The organism is Iodobacter sp. BJB302, assembly GCF_002735645.1.
Lineage (GTDB): Bacteria > Pseudomonadota > Gammaproteobacteria > Burkholderiales > Chitinibacteraceae > Iodobacter.
In genome coordinates, this window is sequence record NZ_PDZG01000012.1 from 1 (window position 1) to 18,121 (window position 18,121).

Annotated in this window: 17 protein-coding genes; 15 read left to right on the top strand and 2 right to left on the bottom strand. The window is 46.3% G+C overall.

Annotated elements, in window-relative coordinates; genetic code table 11:
• Positions 1 to 291: 291 nt before the first annotated feature.
• Positions 292 to 525, top strand: coding sequence for a hypothetical protein (locus CSQ88_RS05830; RefSeq protein ID WP_099397170.1), 234 nt, complete (start codon positions 292 to 294; stop codon positions 523 to 525).
• 13 nt (positions 526 to 538) lie between these two features.
• Here the strand turns inward: CSQ88_RS05830 and CSQ88_RS05835 are convergent, their stop codons facing one another.
• Positions 539 to 820: a GIY-YIG nuclease family protein gene (locus CSQ88_RS05835; RefSeq protein WP_099397171.1), complete on the bottom strand. Its 282-nt coding sequence runs from the start codon at positions 818 to 820 to the stop codon at positions 539 to 541.
• Between the two features lie 6 nt (positions 821 to 826).
• Between CSQ88_RS05835 and CSQ88_RS05840 the strand changes: the two genes are divergently transcribed.
• From CSQ88_RS05840 to CSQ88_RS05850, 3 genes are all read left to right on the top strand, one after another.
• On the top strand, positions 827 to 1,576 hold the full coding sequence (locus tag CSQ88_RS05840) for a fused MFS/spermidine synthase (RefSeq protein WP_099397172.1): 750 nt from the start codon (positions 827 to 829) through the stop codon (positions 1,574 to 1,576).
• Between the two features lie 66 nt (positions 1,577 to 1,642).
• On the top strand, positions 1,643 to 1,870 hold the full coding sequence (locus CSQ88_RS05845; protein WP_099397173.1) for an RNA-binding S4 domain-containing protein: 228 nt from the start codon (positions 1,643 to 1,645) through the stop codon (positions 1,868 to 1,870).
• A 6-nt stretch (positions 1,871 to 1,876) separates the two neighbouring features.
• On the top strand, positions 1,877 to 2,350 hold the full coding sequence (locus CSQ88_RS05850; protein ID WP_099397174.1) for a WbuC family cupin fold metalloprotein: 474 nt from the start codon (positions 1,877 to 1,879) through the stop codon (positions 2,348 to 2,350).
• A 77-nt stretch (positions 2,351 to 2,427) separates the two neighbouring features.
• On the opposite strand, the gene CSQ88_RS05855 is transcribed toward CSQ88_RS05850, so the two are convergent.
• Positions 2,428 to 3,123, bottom strand: a complete 696-nt coding sequence (locus tag CSQ88_RS05855) for a crotonase/enoyl-CoA hydratase family protein (protein ID WP_099397175.1) — start codon at positions 3,121 to 3,123, stop codon at positions 2,428 to 2,430.
• 639 nt (positions 3,124 to 3,762) lie between these two features.
• On the opposite strand from CSQ88_RS05855, the gene CSQ88_RS05865 reads away from it, so the two are divergent.
• From CSQ88_RS05865 to CSQ88_RS05915, 11 genes are all read left to right on the top strand, one after another.
• Positions 3,763 to 6,393, top strand: coding sequence for a TonB-dependent siderophore receptor (locus tag CSQ88_RS05865; RefSeq protein WP_143449427.1), 2,631 nt, complete (start codon positions 3,763 to 3,765; stop codon positions 6,391 to 6,393).
• Positions 6,394 to 6,774: 381 nt separating this feature from the next.
• Entirely contained in the window at positions 6,775 to 7,428 is a 654-nt protein-coding gene (locus CSQ88_RS05870) for a hypothetical protein (protein ID WP_257212495.1), read from the top strand.
• 34 nt (positions 7,429 to 7,462) lie between these two features.
• On the top strand, positions 7,463 to 8,200 hold the full coding sequence (locus CSQ88_RS05875) for a MotA/TolQ/ExbB proton channel family protein (RefSeq protein WP_115226902.1): 738 nt from the start codon (positions 7,463 to 7,465) through the stop codon (positions 8,198 to 8,200).
• 59 nt (positions 8,201 to 8,259) lie between these two features.
• On the top strand, positions 8,260 to 8,643 hold the full coding sequence (locus CSQ88_RS05880; protein ID WP_207916319.1) for a biopolymer transporter ExbD: 384 nt from the start codon (positions 8,260 to 8,262) through the stop codon (positions 8,641 to 8,643).
• Positions 8,644 to 8,744: 101 nt separating this feature from the next.
• Positions 8,745 to 9,164, top strand: a complete 420-nt coding sequence (locus CSQ88_RS05885) for a biopolymer transporter ExbD (protein WP_099397180.1) — start codon at positions 8,745 to 8,747, stop codon at positions 9,162 to 9,164.
• 159 nt (positions 9,165 to 9,323) lie between these two features.
• Positions 9,324 to 11,324, top strand: coding sequence for a M3 family metallopeptidase (locus CSQ88_RS05890; RefSeq protein ID WP_099397181.1), 2,001 nt, complete (start codon positions 9,324 to 9,326; stop codon positions 11,322 to 11,324).
• Positions 11,325 to 11,418: 94 nt separating this feature from the next.
• Positions 11,419 to 13,191 (top strand): ABC transporter substrate-binding protein, encoded by a 1,773-nt coding sequence (locus CSQ88_RS05895; protein ID WP_099397182.1) that lies wholly within the window; start codon positions 11,419 to 11,421, stop codon positions 13,189 to 13,191.
• A gap of 37 nt (positions 13,192 to 13,228) precedes the next feature.
• Positions 13,229 to 14,167 (top strand): ABC transporter permease, encoded by a 939-nt coding sequence (locus CSQ88_RS05900; protein ID WP_099397183.1) that lies wholly within the window; start codon positions 13,229 to 13,231, stop codon positions 14,165 to 14,167.
• A 15-nt stretch (positions 14,168 to 14,182) separates the two neighbouring features.
• Complete coding sequence (locus CSQ88_RS05905; RefSeq protein ID WP_099397184.1) at positions 14,183 to 15,241, top strand: ABC transporter permease; 1,059 nt, start codon at positions 14,183 to 14,185, stop codon at positions 15,239 to 15,241.
• Between the two features lie 12 nt (positions 15,242 to 15,253).
• Entirely contained in the window at positions 15,254 to 16,987 is a 1,734-nt protein-coding gene (locus CSQ88_RS05910) for an ABC transporter ATP-binding protein (RefSeq protein WP_099397185.1), read from the top strand.
• A 204-nt stretch (positions 16,988 to 17,191) separates the two neighbouring features.
• The gene (locus CSQ88_RS05915) at positions 17,192 to 18,043 is read left to right on the top strand and encodes an ABC transporter substrate-binding protein (protein ID WP_218963005.1); all 852 of its coding nucleotides are present in this window, start codon (positions 17,192 to 17,194) and stop codon (positions 18,041 to 18,043) included.
• The last annotated feature ends 78 nt before the right edge of the window (positions 18,044 to 18,121 follow it).

Here is an 18,121-nt window from a genome sequence, read left to right on the forward strand (position 1 = left end):
AGCAAGCATTTTGCTTAAAATGGCATCTTTACGAGCCTTGGGAATACGCGACATGATAAGTAACCAGCCCCCTGAGTAAGTTGGAATCCCTGAAAAGGGAGTATCTCAACTATCCTGACACAGGGGGGGGCTGTCTTACTACTAAGGTCCGGAGTAAAAACACTGTAGACAAGGGGTTAATATGCTGGAAAAAAAACGTAGCGCCGTCTTGCCTGTTGTTTTAATTGCAGTGGGCGGTGGCTGGTTAATAAATGAGCTGCAATTAATGCCGCAAATGGGCACTTTAATTATTTGGGGCTGATTGCTGCGGGTATTGCTGTGCTGGCATTGGAAGGGATTAATAAATCCAGTGTTGTAACCGCACCGATGCTGATCGCAACGGGGTTTGCACTTTATCTGAAGGATTATCATGGGGTTGGTTTAAAGCTTTCTATTCCCGCATTAATGGTTTTGGCTGGTTTACTGATGTTGCTGGCCAGATCCAGCCATATTGCTGATCGGGCCGAACAAAGTGCACAGGAATAGCGGTTTTTTACAATCAGATCACGGGATGTTGTGCGGCAAACGCGCGTTTTTGCTTTGCCGTCCATTGCTTGATGGTGTATTCCGTACTGGCCGCTGCGGCCCTGTCGGCAAACTCAATCACAGCCAGTAATTTTAGCGGCGGGCGAATGCGTGTATAGCGCGCGCCTTTGCCGCTTAAATGAGCTGCATAGCGTTTTTCTACATTCACGGTGATTCCTGTATAAATTGAATAGTCCTGACATTCAATCAGGTATACAAACCATGGCTTGTGCGCATTAGTTAATTCTTTAGGCATATTGTAATGACTTTTTCAGCTTCGCTTGATAAAGCGCTTTATCTCACTTTAGAGAATGGATATAAATCTTTGCGCTTTGACGGGAATTCTATTCAAAGCGCAATGGATTTAGATGATCCTTATTCACTGGCTTTGGGCTACTCACAAACAATGATGGGTTTTTTGCTTTTTGTACCTGACCCGAAACAGGTATTAATTGTAGGCTTGGGCGGCGGCTCATTACCCAAATATTGTTACCGTTATTTGCCTGAAAGCAAAATCACCACGCTTGAGATCAATGAAGAAGTCATTGCCTTGCGCCATGAATTTTTCATCCCTGATGATAATGAGCGCTTCAGTATTATTCAAACCGATGCGGTTGATTATATAACGCATGGCCGTGCCGAAGCCGATGTAATCATGCTGGATGCTTATGATAATGAAGGCTTGCCTGCTGTTCTGGCAACAGAATCTTATTATGATCATTGCCGCATGGCTTTATCTGAAAAAGGCGTGCTGGTGATTAATTTATGGGGCACAGATCCCAAGCTAAATATCTATATCGAAAGATTAAAGCGGGTTTTTAATGGCCGTGTTTGGTATTGCCGCGCATTTAACAGTTATAACGTGATTGTTTTTGCAAGCAATGATGAGGACTTTAAAATGAACTGGATCAAGCTTTTATTTTTGGCATCCAAATTAGAAGCCCGGCATGATCTGGATTTACAAGGCATTGTGCGGCGCTTGCGTGCGGGTTTGCAATACAGCCTGAGCTGATTTTTCGCGAGCCGGAGAAGCTGGTATCATCCGGCCCTTATTGAAGTATTGAAAAGAGAAATTGAAATGCAAGAATTTGAAGTTGAACTCAGTAATGAATTTATTGAGCTGCATAATTTGCTGAAAATTACGAATGTGGCCAGCTCTGGCGGCCAAGGTAAGCAAATTGTTGCTTCGGGGGATGTGCAGGTTGACGGGCAACAGGAGCTGCGCAAAGCGTGCAAAATTCGTGCCGGGCAGATCGTGCAGGTAGGCGAATCCGTATTAATCCGTGTTGTGGCTGCGGCAGAGTAAATCAGCATGAAAAAAATAACTCCGGCTGATCTCACTAGCCTAGCTGGCAAAGCGCAGGCATCTGCCCGCCGCCGTGCAAATCATAATCTGCATGAAGAGCTGGCTGATCCGATTCAGCGTCTTGCCATTGCTATGGAGCCAGATACGCTGGTGCGTCCTCACAGGCATCCGCATACATGGGAGCTGCTCTATCCTTTGGCCGGAAGATTTCTGGTGCTGCATTTTAATGATGGCGGCGAAGTGATTGCCCGCCAGATTTTGGGTGAGGATGCGGCTGTGTTGGAAACGCCGGCGGGTGTATGGCACGCTGTATTGTCTTTGGATCAGGGAGGGGTGATTTTTGAGGTGAAGCATGGGCCTTATATGCCAATTGCTGAGCAAGACTTTGCGCCTTGGGGGCCTTTGGATGGCGGGAGTAAAGTGGCTGATTTGCTTGCCTGGTATAAGCGCGCTCAGTTGGGTGAGCGCTGGACTGGCTAGCAGGTGAGCCTGAAGCTCAGGCGCATCTTGCAGGGGCTGGCAAAAAACGCGGGCTGCGTTTTTTGCCACCTGGCCTTTTAATCAAGACTCAGGGTTTCTTTATCCTGCTCAATAGCTTTATCTAAGGCGGCTAAAAAGTCATGGCGTACTTTTAGCTTGGTATTTCTGTGCGCCTTCATGCTGATTTTCTTTAAAGATTCTGCTGCGGCCAGTGCGCTGCTTGCGAGCCCTTCCGGCTCAACCAATAAATCTAAAAACCCTGCATCCACCGCGCCTTGCGGATTAAACATTTCCCCATTAATGACAGAGCGCTCAAAAGCTGCCGGGCTTAAGCGATTGCGCGCAATTGCGATGCCTGCGTAGGGCATGGTCATCCCAATTTGTACTTCATTCAGGCCAATACTGAACGGGCCAGCCACACCAATCCGATAATCAGCAGACAACAATAAAAATGCGCCCTTGGCAATGGCATGGCCAGGACACGCCACAATAACCGGGTAGGGGTGAGACAGCAGACGGCGGCTAAGTCTTGATCCTGCAGTGACCAGTGGCAGCGCATGATCTAAGCCCGAAGTCATGACTTTCAGATCATAGCCTGCCGATAAAACACCCGACCCCGAAGTAATAATGACAACAGCCTGATCAAGCTCCGCCTGATCAAGAGCACGGTTAAATGCATCAATAACATCCATAGAAATTGCATTGACTTTGCCATTGCTTAAACAAAGCGTAGCAATACCATTTTCTAATTGATAAGAAAGAACTGGGCTCATAAATAAACCTGGTGGAAAGGGGAGAACGCAAACCTTATCGGCTCTGTGGGTATTGGTAAAGTGGGGTAAGCCCGCTTACATTGCGGTGAAATGGTCATTTTTGTAATTGTTCACCTTTAAATATTACACGAGTATTTCTTATTGCTTTTGTTGTGCAGTGCAATAAGTAAATAGTGTGGTAAATATCACTCAAAAGTGATGATAGTGATGCATAAATGTATAAATAAATAATGACAATAAAATATGAATTTCTGGGTTTTTTCATCCACTGTTTACTAGGGAAAGCACGGTAATAGTACAAGTCTCCCTTTAAAAAAAGCATAAAAATGTTTGCATTTTCTTTTGAATACGAGTGATGGGGGTATTATTGATGAGTGGTAGCTGCGTCTTTCGCTTACAATCAACTTTTGATAAAAAAAGAAAAGCGTGCAAGTAGTGAACGTTATTTTTTCTATCTTATTGATTTTATTGATGTAAGTATTTTGTTGTATTGCTATCTGATTCTCAAAAAAAATAAAACCGCCACGTTTTTTCTTGCAAGTCACTCAAGTTGGGATTATCCCTAGCTTGCCGTCTAATTCTTGATTTGCATCAAGCCCATTCAAAAAATATCTGTTTTAAACCCCGCCACCCTATGCCTTGATTTGGTTACATATCGTTACATTCGCAATATTCGCCTATGGTAATTTTTACTTAGCGAAAGCCGCGGACAAAAAGACAGCGGCAATGCAGAGCGAGGGATCTCACTTCTTAGTGAGCATTTGTAAGTCTAAATATCAGGGGGCTTTCATGCGGATGAAACAATTAGCGGTTGCGATCGCTTTAATCGGTGCTGGTGCAGCAATCAATGCCCAGGCTGAAGAAAAAGTAAATAAAGTTGAGCGCGTTGAAGTAACGGGCTCGAGCATTAAGCGGATTAAGAAAGAAGGTTCCACACCGGTTGAAACGGTTACTCGTAAGCAAATTGAAAAAATCGCTGCGACTTCTGTGAATGAGTTGCTCAAGAATATGGCTTCCATGGACATCATGGACCAAGGTGAAAATGCAAGTAACTCTCCAGCTGCGTCGGGTAGCTCTACCATCAAGATGCGTGGCTTGGGTGCTGGTGATGTATTGGTCTTGCTGAATGGCCGTCGCGTGCCTGTAAGTGCCGTGGGTGATACGGCTACGCCATCAGGCGTTGACGTCAATATGATCCCTATTTCAGCCATTGAGCGCGTAGAAGTGTTGAAAGATGGTGGTTCTGCCATCTACGGTGCGGATGCAGTGGGCGGCGTAGTTAACTTCATTACCAAGAAAAACTATCAAGGTGGCGAACTACGTACCAACCTAGGGCAATCCAGCCGTGGTGACGGTACTGAGAAAAGCTTTGGTATGAGTGGTGGTTATGGCGACTTAGATGAGCAAGGCTTTAATGTATTCGCCAGCTACGACATCTTTAAGCGCGATGCTATCTTGCGTAAAGATCGTGATTTAACCAGCTCGGCTGATTTCCGTCGTTTTGGTGGGCGTGATCAGCGTAGCTCATTTGCGCCGACAGGTAGTTTGAACGGCAAGCCGTACACACCATGTCCTGCTGATTCGCTCAACAAGTCGGGTGCCTGTGTATTTGATTTTAATAAAGAATTGCTTACTTCATATAACGGTGCTGATCGTCAGACCGCTATGATGTTGGCTAATGTTAAGATTAATGAAGATATCCGTGCCTTTGCATCTGGTTTCTACTCAAAGAGTAGCGATCATTTTGAAGCGCACCCTGCGCCAGGTAATTTGCCTGTTCCGGGTAGTACGACCGAGGAGACCTACCGTGGTCGCTTTATGCAAGGCGGTTCACGTATTACTGATCGCGATGCCTCTTTGTATCAAATTGCGTTTGGTTTGGATGGTACAACCCAGGGCTTTGATTGGAAAATTGGTGTAGCGCACGGCGTAAGCAAGCAGACCAATCAAGATAGTAATTATCTTGATGAGAAAAAATTCTTCGCTGCGCTAAATAGCGGGCTTATTGTTGGTACATCAACCACAAACAATCAAGCCATTGTCGATTCACTCAAAGTCACTCCGCGCCGAGAAGGTGAAAGTACGCTTTCATCGATTGATGCCAAAGTCAGCGGTGAGACCGGTATCAGCCTGCCAGGTGGCCCTTTAGCTTTTGCCGTTGGCGCATCGTTCGCGCGTGAATCTTTAAAAGACACGCCAGATGCCTTGACTCAGGCAGGCGGTGTATTTGGTAGCATTCAACAAGCGGCCGTAGATGCATCACGTAATACCAAGGCCGTTTTTGCTGAGTTGTCTATTCCTTTGAGCAAGCAGTTTGAGCTGCAAGCCGCTTTGCGTTACGACAGCTACGATACCGCATCTAAGGCATCCCCACGGATTGCTGCACGTTATCAGCCTTTACCGGAGTTGTTGTTCCGTGGTTCGTACACGGCCAGCTTCCGTATGCCTACTCTCAAGCAATTGAAAGGGGGGCTGGATGAGGGGGCATACCGAGTTGAAACGAAGGAAGAATGCGCTGCACTGAATAAGCCTGCCAATTGCATCGTGGATGGCTATTACCTCAATGGTAGTAACACTGAGTTGACGCCAGAAAAAGGCGAGTCTTTCAATATTGGTGTTGTGGTCGACAACGGTCCGTTTAGTGCATCTATGGACTGGTGGAGAACCAAAAAAATTGATCTGATCGACACACCAACACAGTTGCAAGCGTTAGAAAAAGGCAAGTACTCCTATCAACAGCGTGGTCTGGTGATCAATACCAACCTGCAGAATATGAATAGCCTGACAGTAGAAGGGATTGATACTGAGTTTAGATTCCGCTTACCTACTTCGATTGCAACCTTTACTTTTGGTAATACCAATTCATTCTATTTGCTGAATGAAAAAGTAAATGGCGATAATCAGAAAGAAAACTGGAATGGCATTTTCAACCAACCTGCATGGCGCAATACTTTACGTGTTGAGGCAGAAACAGGTGAATGGAGTGGTGCGGTTTCTCTGAAAACAACGGCTGGTTTTGTGAATCGTAAAGATCCGATTACTGATACAAATCCATTGGGCGCAAATGAGTATGAAGTGCCTAGTCATTCAGAAACAGACTTTACACTGAGCTATACCGGCTTTAAAAACTTTAAAATCGATGCTGCAGTGAAAAATGTCTTTGATCGTATGCCTCCATTTACCGATGTAGGCACGAGCAATATGGGTTTTGCTGATTTGTACAGCGTACGTGGTCGTTTTTACTCTTTAGGTGCTAAGTATTCATTCTAAAATGAGTATTGCCTGTGAGGGCCCGCCCTCACAGGCTTCTTTAGCGTGTTTTTTTATTTTGTGAAGCATATCGATATAACTATTCATTTTTTGACTAACATAATTTTGTGTTTATGATGTTCGTTCATTTTCGGTTATATCTGTTTTTCGATTTTAATTTATTCAATTGAGTGTAAAAAAATAAATGCATAAAGGTTTGCGGGGCGCGTTTTGTCGGCCAACTTTTATGAGCTATTTGTTTTTGCCGAATTGCTGATTATTATTTTCGATTGGTTAGAGTAAACCCTAGTAAAAATTCATTTTCTACTAGCGTATCTTAGTGGTGTAGCTGCTTAATTGTTTTATTAAGTTATTTCGTGAATCTATTTAAAGGAGAGCATCGTGGAAGCTTTTGGCCAGAATGCACGTGATCGTCGTGCAGTGGGCTTAGCGGGAGTGGCTGCCTTGCATGTGCTCGTTGTCTATGCGCTGGTTACCGGCTTGGGCAAAGATTTGGTTAAGGTGATTCAGCAAAAGGTTGAAGTTGCTGTGATCAGTGAGCCGCCACCGCCGCCGCCGCCGCCACCCCCAAAAATTGAAAAAGTGGTGAAGGATACAGCGCCTCCGCCACCGCAACAGCAGCCGGCCTATGTTCCTCCGCCTGTGGTTGCTCCGACTACCCAGTCAACAAACACGATTCAGGCTACATCAGAAGCAAAAGCACCATCTGCTCCTGCTGTGCCTCAGGCAACTGCTGCCCCTGTTGCTGCGCCTGCAGGGCCGATTTCAACAGCAGGTAATTGCAGTAAGTTTGGTGGTCTGGAGTTTCCTCGCAAGGCTTTAAACGAGGATATCAGTGGTGTGGTTACCATTGTTTACAAAACAAATTCAGACGGAAAGCTGAGCGAAATTATTAGCTCTAAGTTTACAAGTGGAATTCCGCCGTCTTTCCGTAGCCAGTTTTTGCAAGCAGCTAAGCAGTCTTTACAAGGTAACAGCTGCAAACCAGATACGATTTTTGAGCAAGAGCTTTCTTTCAAGCTTGATTCAGAATAATTAAGACCCTCACCTAAATAGAATGGAGTAAATCATGGCTAAGTTCTCCCGCCAATTCTTTATGTTCGCAGCCGCTGCTGCAGCGTGTGCTTTGCCAGTGCTTGCAAATACCACGACAGCTGTCGCTAATCCATACGGTATTGATGCTTTATGGGCTCAGGGCGATATCGTTGCTAAAGGTACTTTAGTGATTTTGCTGACCATGTCCGCAGCTACCTGGTATGTGGGTATTGTTAAGATTCTGGATCAGCGCCGCCTGATCAAATTAGGCCGTGATTTGCTCAAAGCGCGTGGCCCGGAGCTGCTGACTAAGGCTAAAGCACTGAAAGACGATGGTATTTACAGCTCTGTAGCTCATGCAGGTGCTCAGGCTGCCAGCGAGCACAATGGTGAGTTAAGCAAAAACGTAGACCTGAATACATGGGTTTCGATGGCAACTTACGATGCAGCGGATCACGCCAGCAGCAAAATGCAAGCCGGTATGTCGGTTATCGCAACTGTAGGCTCGACTGCTCCTTTCGTAGGTTTGTTCGGTACAGTTTGGGGTATTTACCACGCGCTAACAGCCATCGGTATTTCTGGCCAGGCATCGATCGATAAAGTGGCGGGCCCGGTGGGTGAGTCTTTGATCATGACTGCGATTGGTCTGGCAGTAGCCGTGCCTGCGGTACTGGGCTACAACTGGTTAGTACGCCGTAACAAGCTGGTAGTGGAAATGGTTCACACCGTAGCAGCCCGCTTGCATACCAATTTACTCAGCACACCTAAGTAATCATCATGAGATATCTGCGGCCAGGACAAAGGGCTTCCAGCCACGATGAAGATGAGGTCATGTCTGCAATCAACACCACGCCATTGGTGGATGTGATGCTGGTACTGCTCATCATCTTTTTGATTACTATTCCAGTTGTAACGCAAACGATTAAATTGACTTTGCCTAAAGAGGTCAATATTCCGACGCAAACCAAGCCAGAAAACATTGTTTTAGGCGTGGATGATAAAAGCAATATTTACTGGAATATCACCCAGATTAAGTCGGATGAAGAATTACTGGCTCGTTTGGTTAAAGTTGCAAAAATGGATCCGCAACCGGAAGTCCATATTCGCGGCGATATGTCTTCTAAATATAGCTCGGTAGGCCGGATTGTTTTAGCGGTACAAAGGGCGGGGATTGTAAAAATCGCCTTTATTACCGAGCCGCCTGCCAGGAATTAATGGCTTTCGATGGGTCAGGCCGTGGTTTGATTTATTTAAACCACTGGCCTGATTCACTGAATCATAAGATATAAAAAGCAAATGCGCTGTGGAGAACGATTATGGGAATGCAAATCGGTGGTAATGACGATGATATGATGATGGAAATCAATACCACGCCATTGATTGACGTGATGTTGGTTTTGCTGATTATGCTGATTATCACTATCCCAATTCAAACGCATGCCGTAAAACTGGATATGCCCGTTAATTCACCTTCTAAATCAACAGAAAAGCCGGAAATAGTTCAGATTGATATTGGCAGCAATAATATCATTTCATGGGCGGGTGTTCCTTTGGCTGATCGTGCTGCTTTAGAAAAGAATCTGTCTGATGCAGCACAAAAAGCGGTACAGCCCGAGTTTCATATTCGCCCTGATAAAGATGCAAATTATGAATCTGTGGCATTGGTTTTGGCTAGCTCGCAGCGCTTGGGTGTAAAAAAGATTGGTATTGTCGGGCATGAGCAGTTTATAAAGTAATTTAAAGCTGGGCGTCATTCGCCCAGCTCTTCTGCGTTAACCCAAAAAAAGATAAAACTAAAATGGCAGCAGGCATTTGCGTGTGCCAGTTTTGCTACGTCTGCTGATCAAAAAAACAATTGCAAAGTAATACCCAATTAACCTTTGCCGGGGAATAAATTGAAAAAAATCGCCATGAGCCTCGCCGTATTGTTTTCTTCTGCACCGCTATTTGCAGCACAGGGAGGCGCATTGCTTTTGCCTGATGCGGCCGATATTGCGCGCCAGTGTCAGCAAACAATTTCCCATGCCAAAGTAAAAATTGCTGCATTAGAAAAACTGCCATTGGCTAAAGTTAATGCGGCAAATACATTGGGTGAATGGAATACAATTAATCAGGATCTTGATCGCTTTGGCGGCTCCGCCGGATTACTTTCTGAGGTCAGCCCTTTAGCGCCTGTGCGTGCTGCGGCTGATGCATGCAATTTAAAAATGTCGGCACTGATCAGTGATGTATTGCAAAGCGAGGCTTTATACAGCCGCTTTAAAGCTTTAAAACCAAAAGATGCCATTGATGCGGAAGCCCGTGCAGATTTGCTGAGCAATTTTGAAGACCGTGGGGTTAATTTATCTAAAGAAAAACGTACAGAATTAGCCGCAATTTTCAATAAAATTGAAAAGTTGCAGCAGGATTTCTCGCGCAATATGCGCGACAACCAGGCCAGAATCAGCTTTACTGCTTCAGAATTAAAAGGGGTTTCGGCCAGCTTTTTAGAATCCGCTAAAAAAGACGCAGCAGGCCAGTATGTTTTGGGCTTTGACTACCCAGAAATTGATGCGGTAATGGGGTATGCAGAAAACGAAGCCACCCGTGAGCGCTATTACAGTGGCCGGATGAAAATTGGCGGCGCTGCCAATTTGCAAATTCTCAAAGAAGTCGTTGAATTAAGAAAACAAATTGCCCGGCTCACCGGCTACCCAAGCTATGCCGCATTTGCAATCCGCAATAAAATGGCCGCTACGCCAGAAGCGGTTAATACCTTTTTGGCCGATGTGCAATCCCGCGTTGCTGATTTAGAAAAGTCAGATATTGAAGAGCTGCGCCAGGAAAAAGCCCGCTTTACCGGCAAGGCTGATAGCGTACTGAAACGCTGGGATGTGCAGTTTTACGAAGAGCAGCTGAAAGCCAGCCGCTATCAGCTCGACCAAAAGCAAGTGCGTGAGCAGTTCCCTACCGAGCCGACCATTGCCTGGATGATGAATGTCACCGGCACACTCTATGGTGTTGATTTCCGCCCGAATGCTCAATTAAAAACATGGCACAAAGATGTACGTGCTTACGATGTATTTGATCGCAGCAGCAAAAAATACCTCTCCAGCTTTTACCTTGATCTCTTCCCGCGTGATGGCAAATACAAGCATGCGGCGGCTTTCCCTGTTCGCGGTGTAAGCACCTTAAGCGGGCAAACGCCGGTCAGTGTTTTAGTGACCAATTTTAGCCGTGAAGGCTTTAACCAGGATGAGCTGGAAACACTATTCCATGAATTTGGTCATGTGATGCACGGTGTTTTATCTAAAACACGCTACACCATGCAGGCGGGTACATCGGTGAAGCGTGATTTTGTTGAAGCGCCATCACAAATGTACGAAGAATGGGCGCGTCGCCCTGAGGCGGAAGCGCTGTTTAACGAGACCTGCCCAAGCTGCAAACCGATTGATCCTCAGCTGATTGCCAAAATGGATGAAGCGCGCCGCTTTGGCCGTGGCCTTAAATACGCCCGACAGGTGCTGTACTCCGCCTACGATATGGCCCTGGCTGCTGCCGATGCGGGTGATCCGCAGGCGGTATGGCAGGCCATGGAGGGTAAAACCCCGCTGGGCTATGTAGCGGGTACAGAATTCCCCGGCACCTTTGGCCATATCGTGGGTGGCTATGCGGCAGGGTACTACGGCTATATGTGGTCTGAAGTTTTAGCGCTGGATATGTTGTCGGCTTACGGCAGCAATGTGATGGATGTGAAGCAGGGCAAGCGTTACCGCGAATTGATCTTAGAAAACGGTGGTCAGCGTCCTGCGATGGAATTAGTTGAAGAATTTATCGGCCGCAAGCCTAATGCCGATGCTTTCTTTCAGGAAATTACCGGCCAGCGTGGCGCGGCGGCTAAAACGGCTAAACAATAGCCTGCTGAGCAAGATTCAGATTGAGGTGAATGTTTTTGTTTAAAAATAAAAGCATTTATTACAGCCATATACAGAATTAAATGAGGAGACGGTGATGAAAAAACTATTAAGCATCGCCATAGCGGGGGCGCTATTTAGCCAGCCAGCATTAGCTGCGGATATGAATAAAGTGTTGCGGGTGGCTTTTGTTGCACCTGAAACGGGCTTTGATCCGGGCAAAATATCAGATGTGTATTCCAGCTCAATTACAGAAAATGTATTTGACCCTATGCTCACCTATGACTTTATGGCAAGGCCCGTAAAGCTGGTTCCTAATACGCTGACAGAAATGCCGCAGCTCAGTGAAGACGGCAGAGTATTAACCCTGCATATTAAAAAAGGCATTTACTTTGCACCAGATGCGGTATTTAAAGGTCAGAAGCGTGAATTAACCGCTGCGGACTATGCCTATTCACTTAAACGTCTTGTTGATCCTGCTACAGGTTCGCCTACAGGGTATTTAATTGCGGGCAAGTTTATTGGTCTCGATGAATGGGTAAAATCGGCCAAAAATGGCAAACTTGATTACGATAAAACAGTTGAGGGTATTAAAACCCTTGATCGTTACACCCTGCAGCTCACATTAAAAGAGCCATACCCGGCTTTGCAGTATGTGCTGGCTATGCCGCATATGGGCGCAGTAGCACGCGAAGTGATGGAAGCCTATAGCGATAACACGATGTCCCACCCGGTAGGTACGGGCCCTTATATGGTGACTGAATGGAAGCCTGGCACACATATCTCGCTGGTGGCCAATCCAAATTACAGAAAAAGAATCATCGATTACAAACCAGGTGATGATGAAGGTGATCAGCAGATCGCCAAAGAAATGAATGGAAAAAGCATTCCGGAAATTGGCCGTGTTGAAGTGTCCATTATCCAGGAAGAGCAACCCCGCTGGCTGGCATTTAGAAATGGTGATTTAGATTTGAGTGGTTTGCCTCAGCCTTTGGTACGTGGTTCTTTATTGCTTGATCCAAATGATCCATGGCGTGCAGATTTAAAGCCTGATTTAAAGAAGCGGGGCATTAAACTTTACCGTGATTTGGGTGAAGAAATCACCTATTACGTATTTAATATGCAAAACCCAGTGGTGGGTGGTTTAAGCAAGGATAAAATTGCTTTGCGCCGCGCCATTGCCATGTCTTTTAATACAACAGATACCATTCGCAATATCCGCCGTAATCAGGCCGTTAAAGCACAATATATTATCCCGCCAAATGTGGCTGGGCATAACCCAAATTTTAAAGCGGCGTTTGAATATAACCCGGCTTTAGCAAATGCTTTGCTGGATGAATTTGGCTATAAAATTGGCAAGGATGGTAAACGCTTGCTGCCAAGCGGCCTGCCATTTGAAATTGATTTCATTACGGGCACCAGTGGTATTGATAAGCAGTGGAATGAATACTGGCAAAAAGCCTTTGATTCGATCAAAGTAAAAGTAGCATTCAGACAAATGCAATGGAATGAGCAGGTTAAATCATTGCGTACCTGCACCTATGGCATGGATGGTGCGGCATGGCTGGCTGATTATCCGGATGGTGATAACTTCACCATGATGCTGTATGGCAAAAATATTGGCAGCGAAAATTATGCCTGCTACAAATCGCCTGGCTACGATAAGCTTTATGAGGCATCCCAAAAATTAGGAGACAGCCCAGAGCGTAATGCGCTTTATGATCAGATGAATAAAATCATGATGGCTGATACGCCCTGGGTGATGGGCGACACGCGGTTTAACAATTATCTGGCGCATCAATGGATCAAGGGATATAAACCTCATCCGCAATTTAATACCCTTTGGCGCTATCTGGATATTAAAAAATGATGACCAATACTGATCGCTTTGTGGCCAAGGAAAAATAATGCTCGCCTATATTATTCGCCGTGTTTTACAAATGATCCCGACTATATTCGGGGTGATGCTGCTGGTGTTTTTCTTATTCTCTGTGGTGGGGGGAGACCCAAGCCTGATTCTTGGGGGGAAACATTTAACCGAAGAAGTATTAAATAATATCCGCAGCCAGCTGGGATTGGATAAAAGCTTGCCGGAGCAATTTTTTATTTTTGTAAAGCAGGTGCTGACTTTGGATTTTGGCACGTCCTGGTCTACGCAGCAGCCTGTATCAACTATGATTGCCAGCCGGATTGGGCCATCACTTACCTTAACCGGATCCTTGCTGGTGGTGAGTTTATTGGTGTCTATTCCATTGGCGGCGATCGTGGCGTATTTTCGTGGTGGTTTAACGGATCGCGTGGTCACTATTGCGTGTACGGTAGCCATGTCGATCAGTGCTCTGGTGTATATCGTGGTAGGGCAGTATGTATTGGCGTATGAATTAGCCTGGTTTCCAGTACGTGGCTGGGGTGATTCTTTGTTTACTAATTTGCTCATTTACGTGCCCTTGCCATTATTAATGGGCTTGCTGGTTTCAATTGGCCCGGATATTCGTTTTTATCGCAGCTTTTTTATTGAAGAAATGAATAATGATTATGTGCGTACTGCGCGTGCTAAAGGCTTATCCGAGCAAAAAATCATGCTCAAGCATGTATTGCGTAATGCCATGATTCCGGTGGTGACCACGGTAATGATGTCGCTGCCCTTTTTAATGATGGGCGCGCTGATTTTGGAAAGCTTCTTTGGTATTCCGGGTATGGGTAATGAAGTATTACTGGCTGTGAATAAAAGTGACTTTCCCGTTATTAAAGCAGTAACCATTTATATTGCAATTGCCACGATGATTTTTAATTTGCTGGCCGATCTGGTTTACAAATTAATCGATCCACGCGTTCAGCTTAAATAAACCCGGAGTATGGAAATGAATGCAATTGTTGAAGCAATGCCGGGTCTGCAGACAGAAACGGCTTCTAAAAGTTTGTGGGCATTAGGCTGGCAGCGGCTTAAGCGTAATAAAGTGGGCTTTATTGCGCTGTGGGTGGTGGTGGCTTATTTACTGATTGCCGTGGGTGGCTGGGTCAATGTGGTGGCAAGCCATTGGGCCGATGAAGTTGCCGTGCCTTACGCGCCACCTTCATGGATTACCAAGGGCAAAGACGAGCAATTGCCGCCTAGTAAACATGCGGCGGTAGAAGCAGGAAAAGGAATTCAAACCATGCTGCCATCAGAAGACCCGATTGGTGCAGAGCTGGCTGCAGCGCAAAAAAATGTGGGCAAGTATGCGGATAACAGCCCGCCTAAGCGTGAAACTTTGCCTTTTGGTGCAGATTTACGTGGCCGTGATGTGATCGAAAAAACCATCAAAGGGACATCGACTTCGATCTTTGTCGGTATTTTTGGTGCCATTCTGGCCTTATCAATTGGTACGGCGCTTGGTGCAGTGTCAGGATACTTTGGTGGCAAGGTTGATGATTTCTTAACCTGGTTTTACAGTATCTTTACTTCTGTTCCAGATATGCTTTTGCTGCTGTCTTTTGCCGCCGTTTCTGGCCGCGGTATCAGCACGATTATTACCGTGATGGCACTGACCAGCTGGACAGGCACTTACCGCCTCGTGCGGGCCGAGTATATGAAGCTGAAAAACCGTGAGTATGTGCAGGCCGCAAATGCCATTGGCGCTTCTCATTCACGCCGGATGTTTGTGCATATTCTGCCAAACATCAGCCATTTACTTTTGGTGCAGTTCTCTTTAATGACGGTAGCGCTGATTAAGTACGAAGCGATTTTGTCTTTCTTAGGTTTTGGTGTGGGTGTGCGTCAGGTAAGCCTTGGCTCGATGCTGGCTGAGTCACCGGCTGAGCTGGTGCAGGGCTTCTGGTGGCAAATGGTGGCGGTAACGATTGCGATGTCGGTCCTGGTGACGGCGTTTAGCCTGTTGGTGGATGCATTGCGCGATGCGCTTGATCCAAAAGTGAAATAAGGAGCACGCGACATGTCCCAAAATACTGAAACACTGCTGTCTGTACGCAATTTAGTGGTTAATTTTCGTCAGGAAGATGGCGAGCGCTTTAACGCCATCAAAGGCGTGAGCTTTGATATTCCCAAGCACCGCACCGTGGCCTTGGTGGGCGAATCGGGCTCGGGTAAATCGGTGACTTCGATGGCGATTATGCAATTGCTGCCACCTAACAACACCGAAGTCAGCAAAGACAGCCAGATTCTGTTTGAAGGCCGTAATTTGCTGGGTTTGAGCGGCAGTGAATTACGCAAAATGCGCGGTAAAGATATCGCCATGATTTTCCAGGAGCCGATGAGCTCTTTGAATCCGGTATTTACCGTGGGCGATCAGGTGGCTGAAACCCTGATGCTGCACGCTGGTTTAGGCCGCCGTGATGCGGCAAAGCGCGCGGTAGAGCTGCTGACCGAAGTAGGCTTGCCTGATCCGGCAAAAAAAGCCAAAAACTATCCGCATGAATTGTCGGGCGGACAGCAGCAGCGCGTGATGATCGCCATGGCCATTGCTTGCGAGCCTAAGCTCTTGATTGCAGACGAGCCGACCACGGCGCTGGATGTGACGATTCAAAAGCAAATTCTGCAACTGATTGCTGATCTGCAAAAAAAACACGGCATGTCGGTGCTGTTTATTACCCATGATCTGGGGCTTGTGGGCGAGTTTGCCCATGATGTGGTGGTGATGCGTCACGGTGAAATCCGTGAAGCAGGAACGGTAGAGCAAATTTTTGACGCACCTAAAGACAGCTATACCAAGGCGCTGCTGGCTTGCCGCCCGCACCTGGATCGCCGTCCTGAGCGCCTTGCAGTCATCGACGATTTCCTAAAGCCGGGTGGCTATGCAGAGCCAGCAAATCGTGAGCGCGGTTACAAGGCTGATGATGAGATTGTGCTGGAGGTGAAAGGCCTCGGTAAATCTTTTGAATCGCGTGAAGGCTTGTTTGGTAAGCGCGTATTTCATGCTGCGAAAGATGTGTCATTTAAATTAGCGCGTGGTAAAACGCTGGGTATTGTGGGCGAGTCAGGCTCGGGCAAGACCACGGTAGGCTTAACGCTGGTTCGCCTGCATCAGGCCACCAGTGGCCAGGCCTTTTTTAATGGCAAAGATTTATTTGCCATGAGCCCGCGTGAATTTAATGAATACAAACGCCGTATTCAGATTATTTTCCAAAACCCTTATGCGTCTTTAAACCCGCGCTTTACGGTTGAGCAAATTCTGACCGAGCCAATGAAATTGCACAGTATTGGCGCAAATGACAGCGAGCGGATTAAGTTAGCACGCGATTTGCTGAATAAAGTATGCCTGCCTTGGAATTCGCTGTCTAAATATCCGCATGAATTCTCGGGCGGCCAGCGCCAGCGTATTGCCATTGCACGCTGCCTTACCATGAAGCCGGAAATTCTGATTTGTGATGAATCAGTTTCCGCCCTAGATGTATCGGTGCAGGCGCAGGTATTGAATTTGCTGCAAGATTTGCAGGATGAATTTAAATTATCTTATTTATTTATTTCGCATGATCTGGCGGTGGTTAAGCATATTTCAGATCAGGTGATGGTGATGAATAAGGGCGAAGTGGTTGAGCAGGCGGATGCGGATGCCATTTATCTTAATCCTACTGCCGATTACACCCGCAAGCTGCTGTCCTCTATCCCGCAAGGCCGGGGGCGTGTGCAAAATCAGCAGTATTCAGACAGCGCTCTGCTTACTCTGTAACTTGCTTTTGCAAAGTATCAGCCGTTCAGATGAAAGTCTGAGCGGTTTTTTTTTGCATGAATAAAATGTGCTGGGTCAGGGGGGGCTTGGCTTAATGATAAGTACAGGTGGGTGATGTGGTGATGGTCTAAGTTGGTTGGAGTGTAAGCGCTTTTTCGGGTGCCTGTGATGATGCGATTTTTATTTTGTTGCTGCTTGATGCTGATGCCCGTCTCCGCCCATGCACTTAAAATTGCGATGGTTCTGTGGCGGGGTGAAACGGCCGCAGAGCAGGGCTTTCGTGATGAATTAAAGAAGCTGGGTTTCAAGCCCGACATTGTCGTTTTTGATGCAAATCAGGACCGGACAAATTTAGCCACAATGTTGCGGACCAAATTAGAGCCTTATCTTGCGTCCTACGATTATGTGTACAGCTTTGGCACAACAGCCACTTTAATGAGCAAAAGCTTCTTATCCGGGCGCAAGCCCTTAATTTTTAATGTGGTTTCAGATCCGGTTGGTGCAGGGATTATCTCCGTTGTTAAAGAAGAAAATAAAATGGTGGCAGGGGTGAGTAATATGGTTTTTCTGCCACTACAAATCAGTAATGCCCGCAAATACTTACCTAAGGGCAGTAAAATGCTGCTGCCGGTTAATCCCCGTGAGCGAAATACGCAATTAATTGGAGAGCAGTTAAAGGCTGTGGCGGCTGATTATCAGTGGACATTAGAAACATGGCGAATCAACCCCGATAAAGCGCTGCTTAAAACTGAATTGGCCCGTTTGCAACAGGCCGCTAAAGACAGCGTGGTTTTTATTCCGGCAGACAGCTATTTAATTTCAGTCGCCCCAGAGTTAATGCTGGCTCTTAATGATGCGCGTATTGCAACTATTTGCAGTATTGAGGCTTTCATTCCTTATCAATGCAGTGTAGGAACAGTAGGGGATTACCGTGTCCAGGGTATATTGGCTGCGCGGATTGTTTTAATGCATCAAAAGGGGAGGGCATTGCAGGATATTTCTGTGCAATATGATCTGAATCCCAAACTGATTGTTGGGGGTAAACAGCAGCCTTAATGGCAGAGCGTGTTGCGTGGCTTTGTAATATAAAACAATTGTTTTAATTTGATTGTCATACTGTTCGGCTATGTTGCA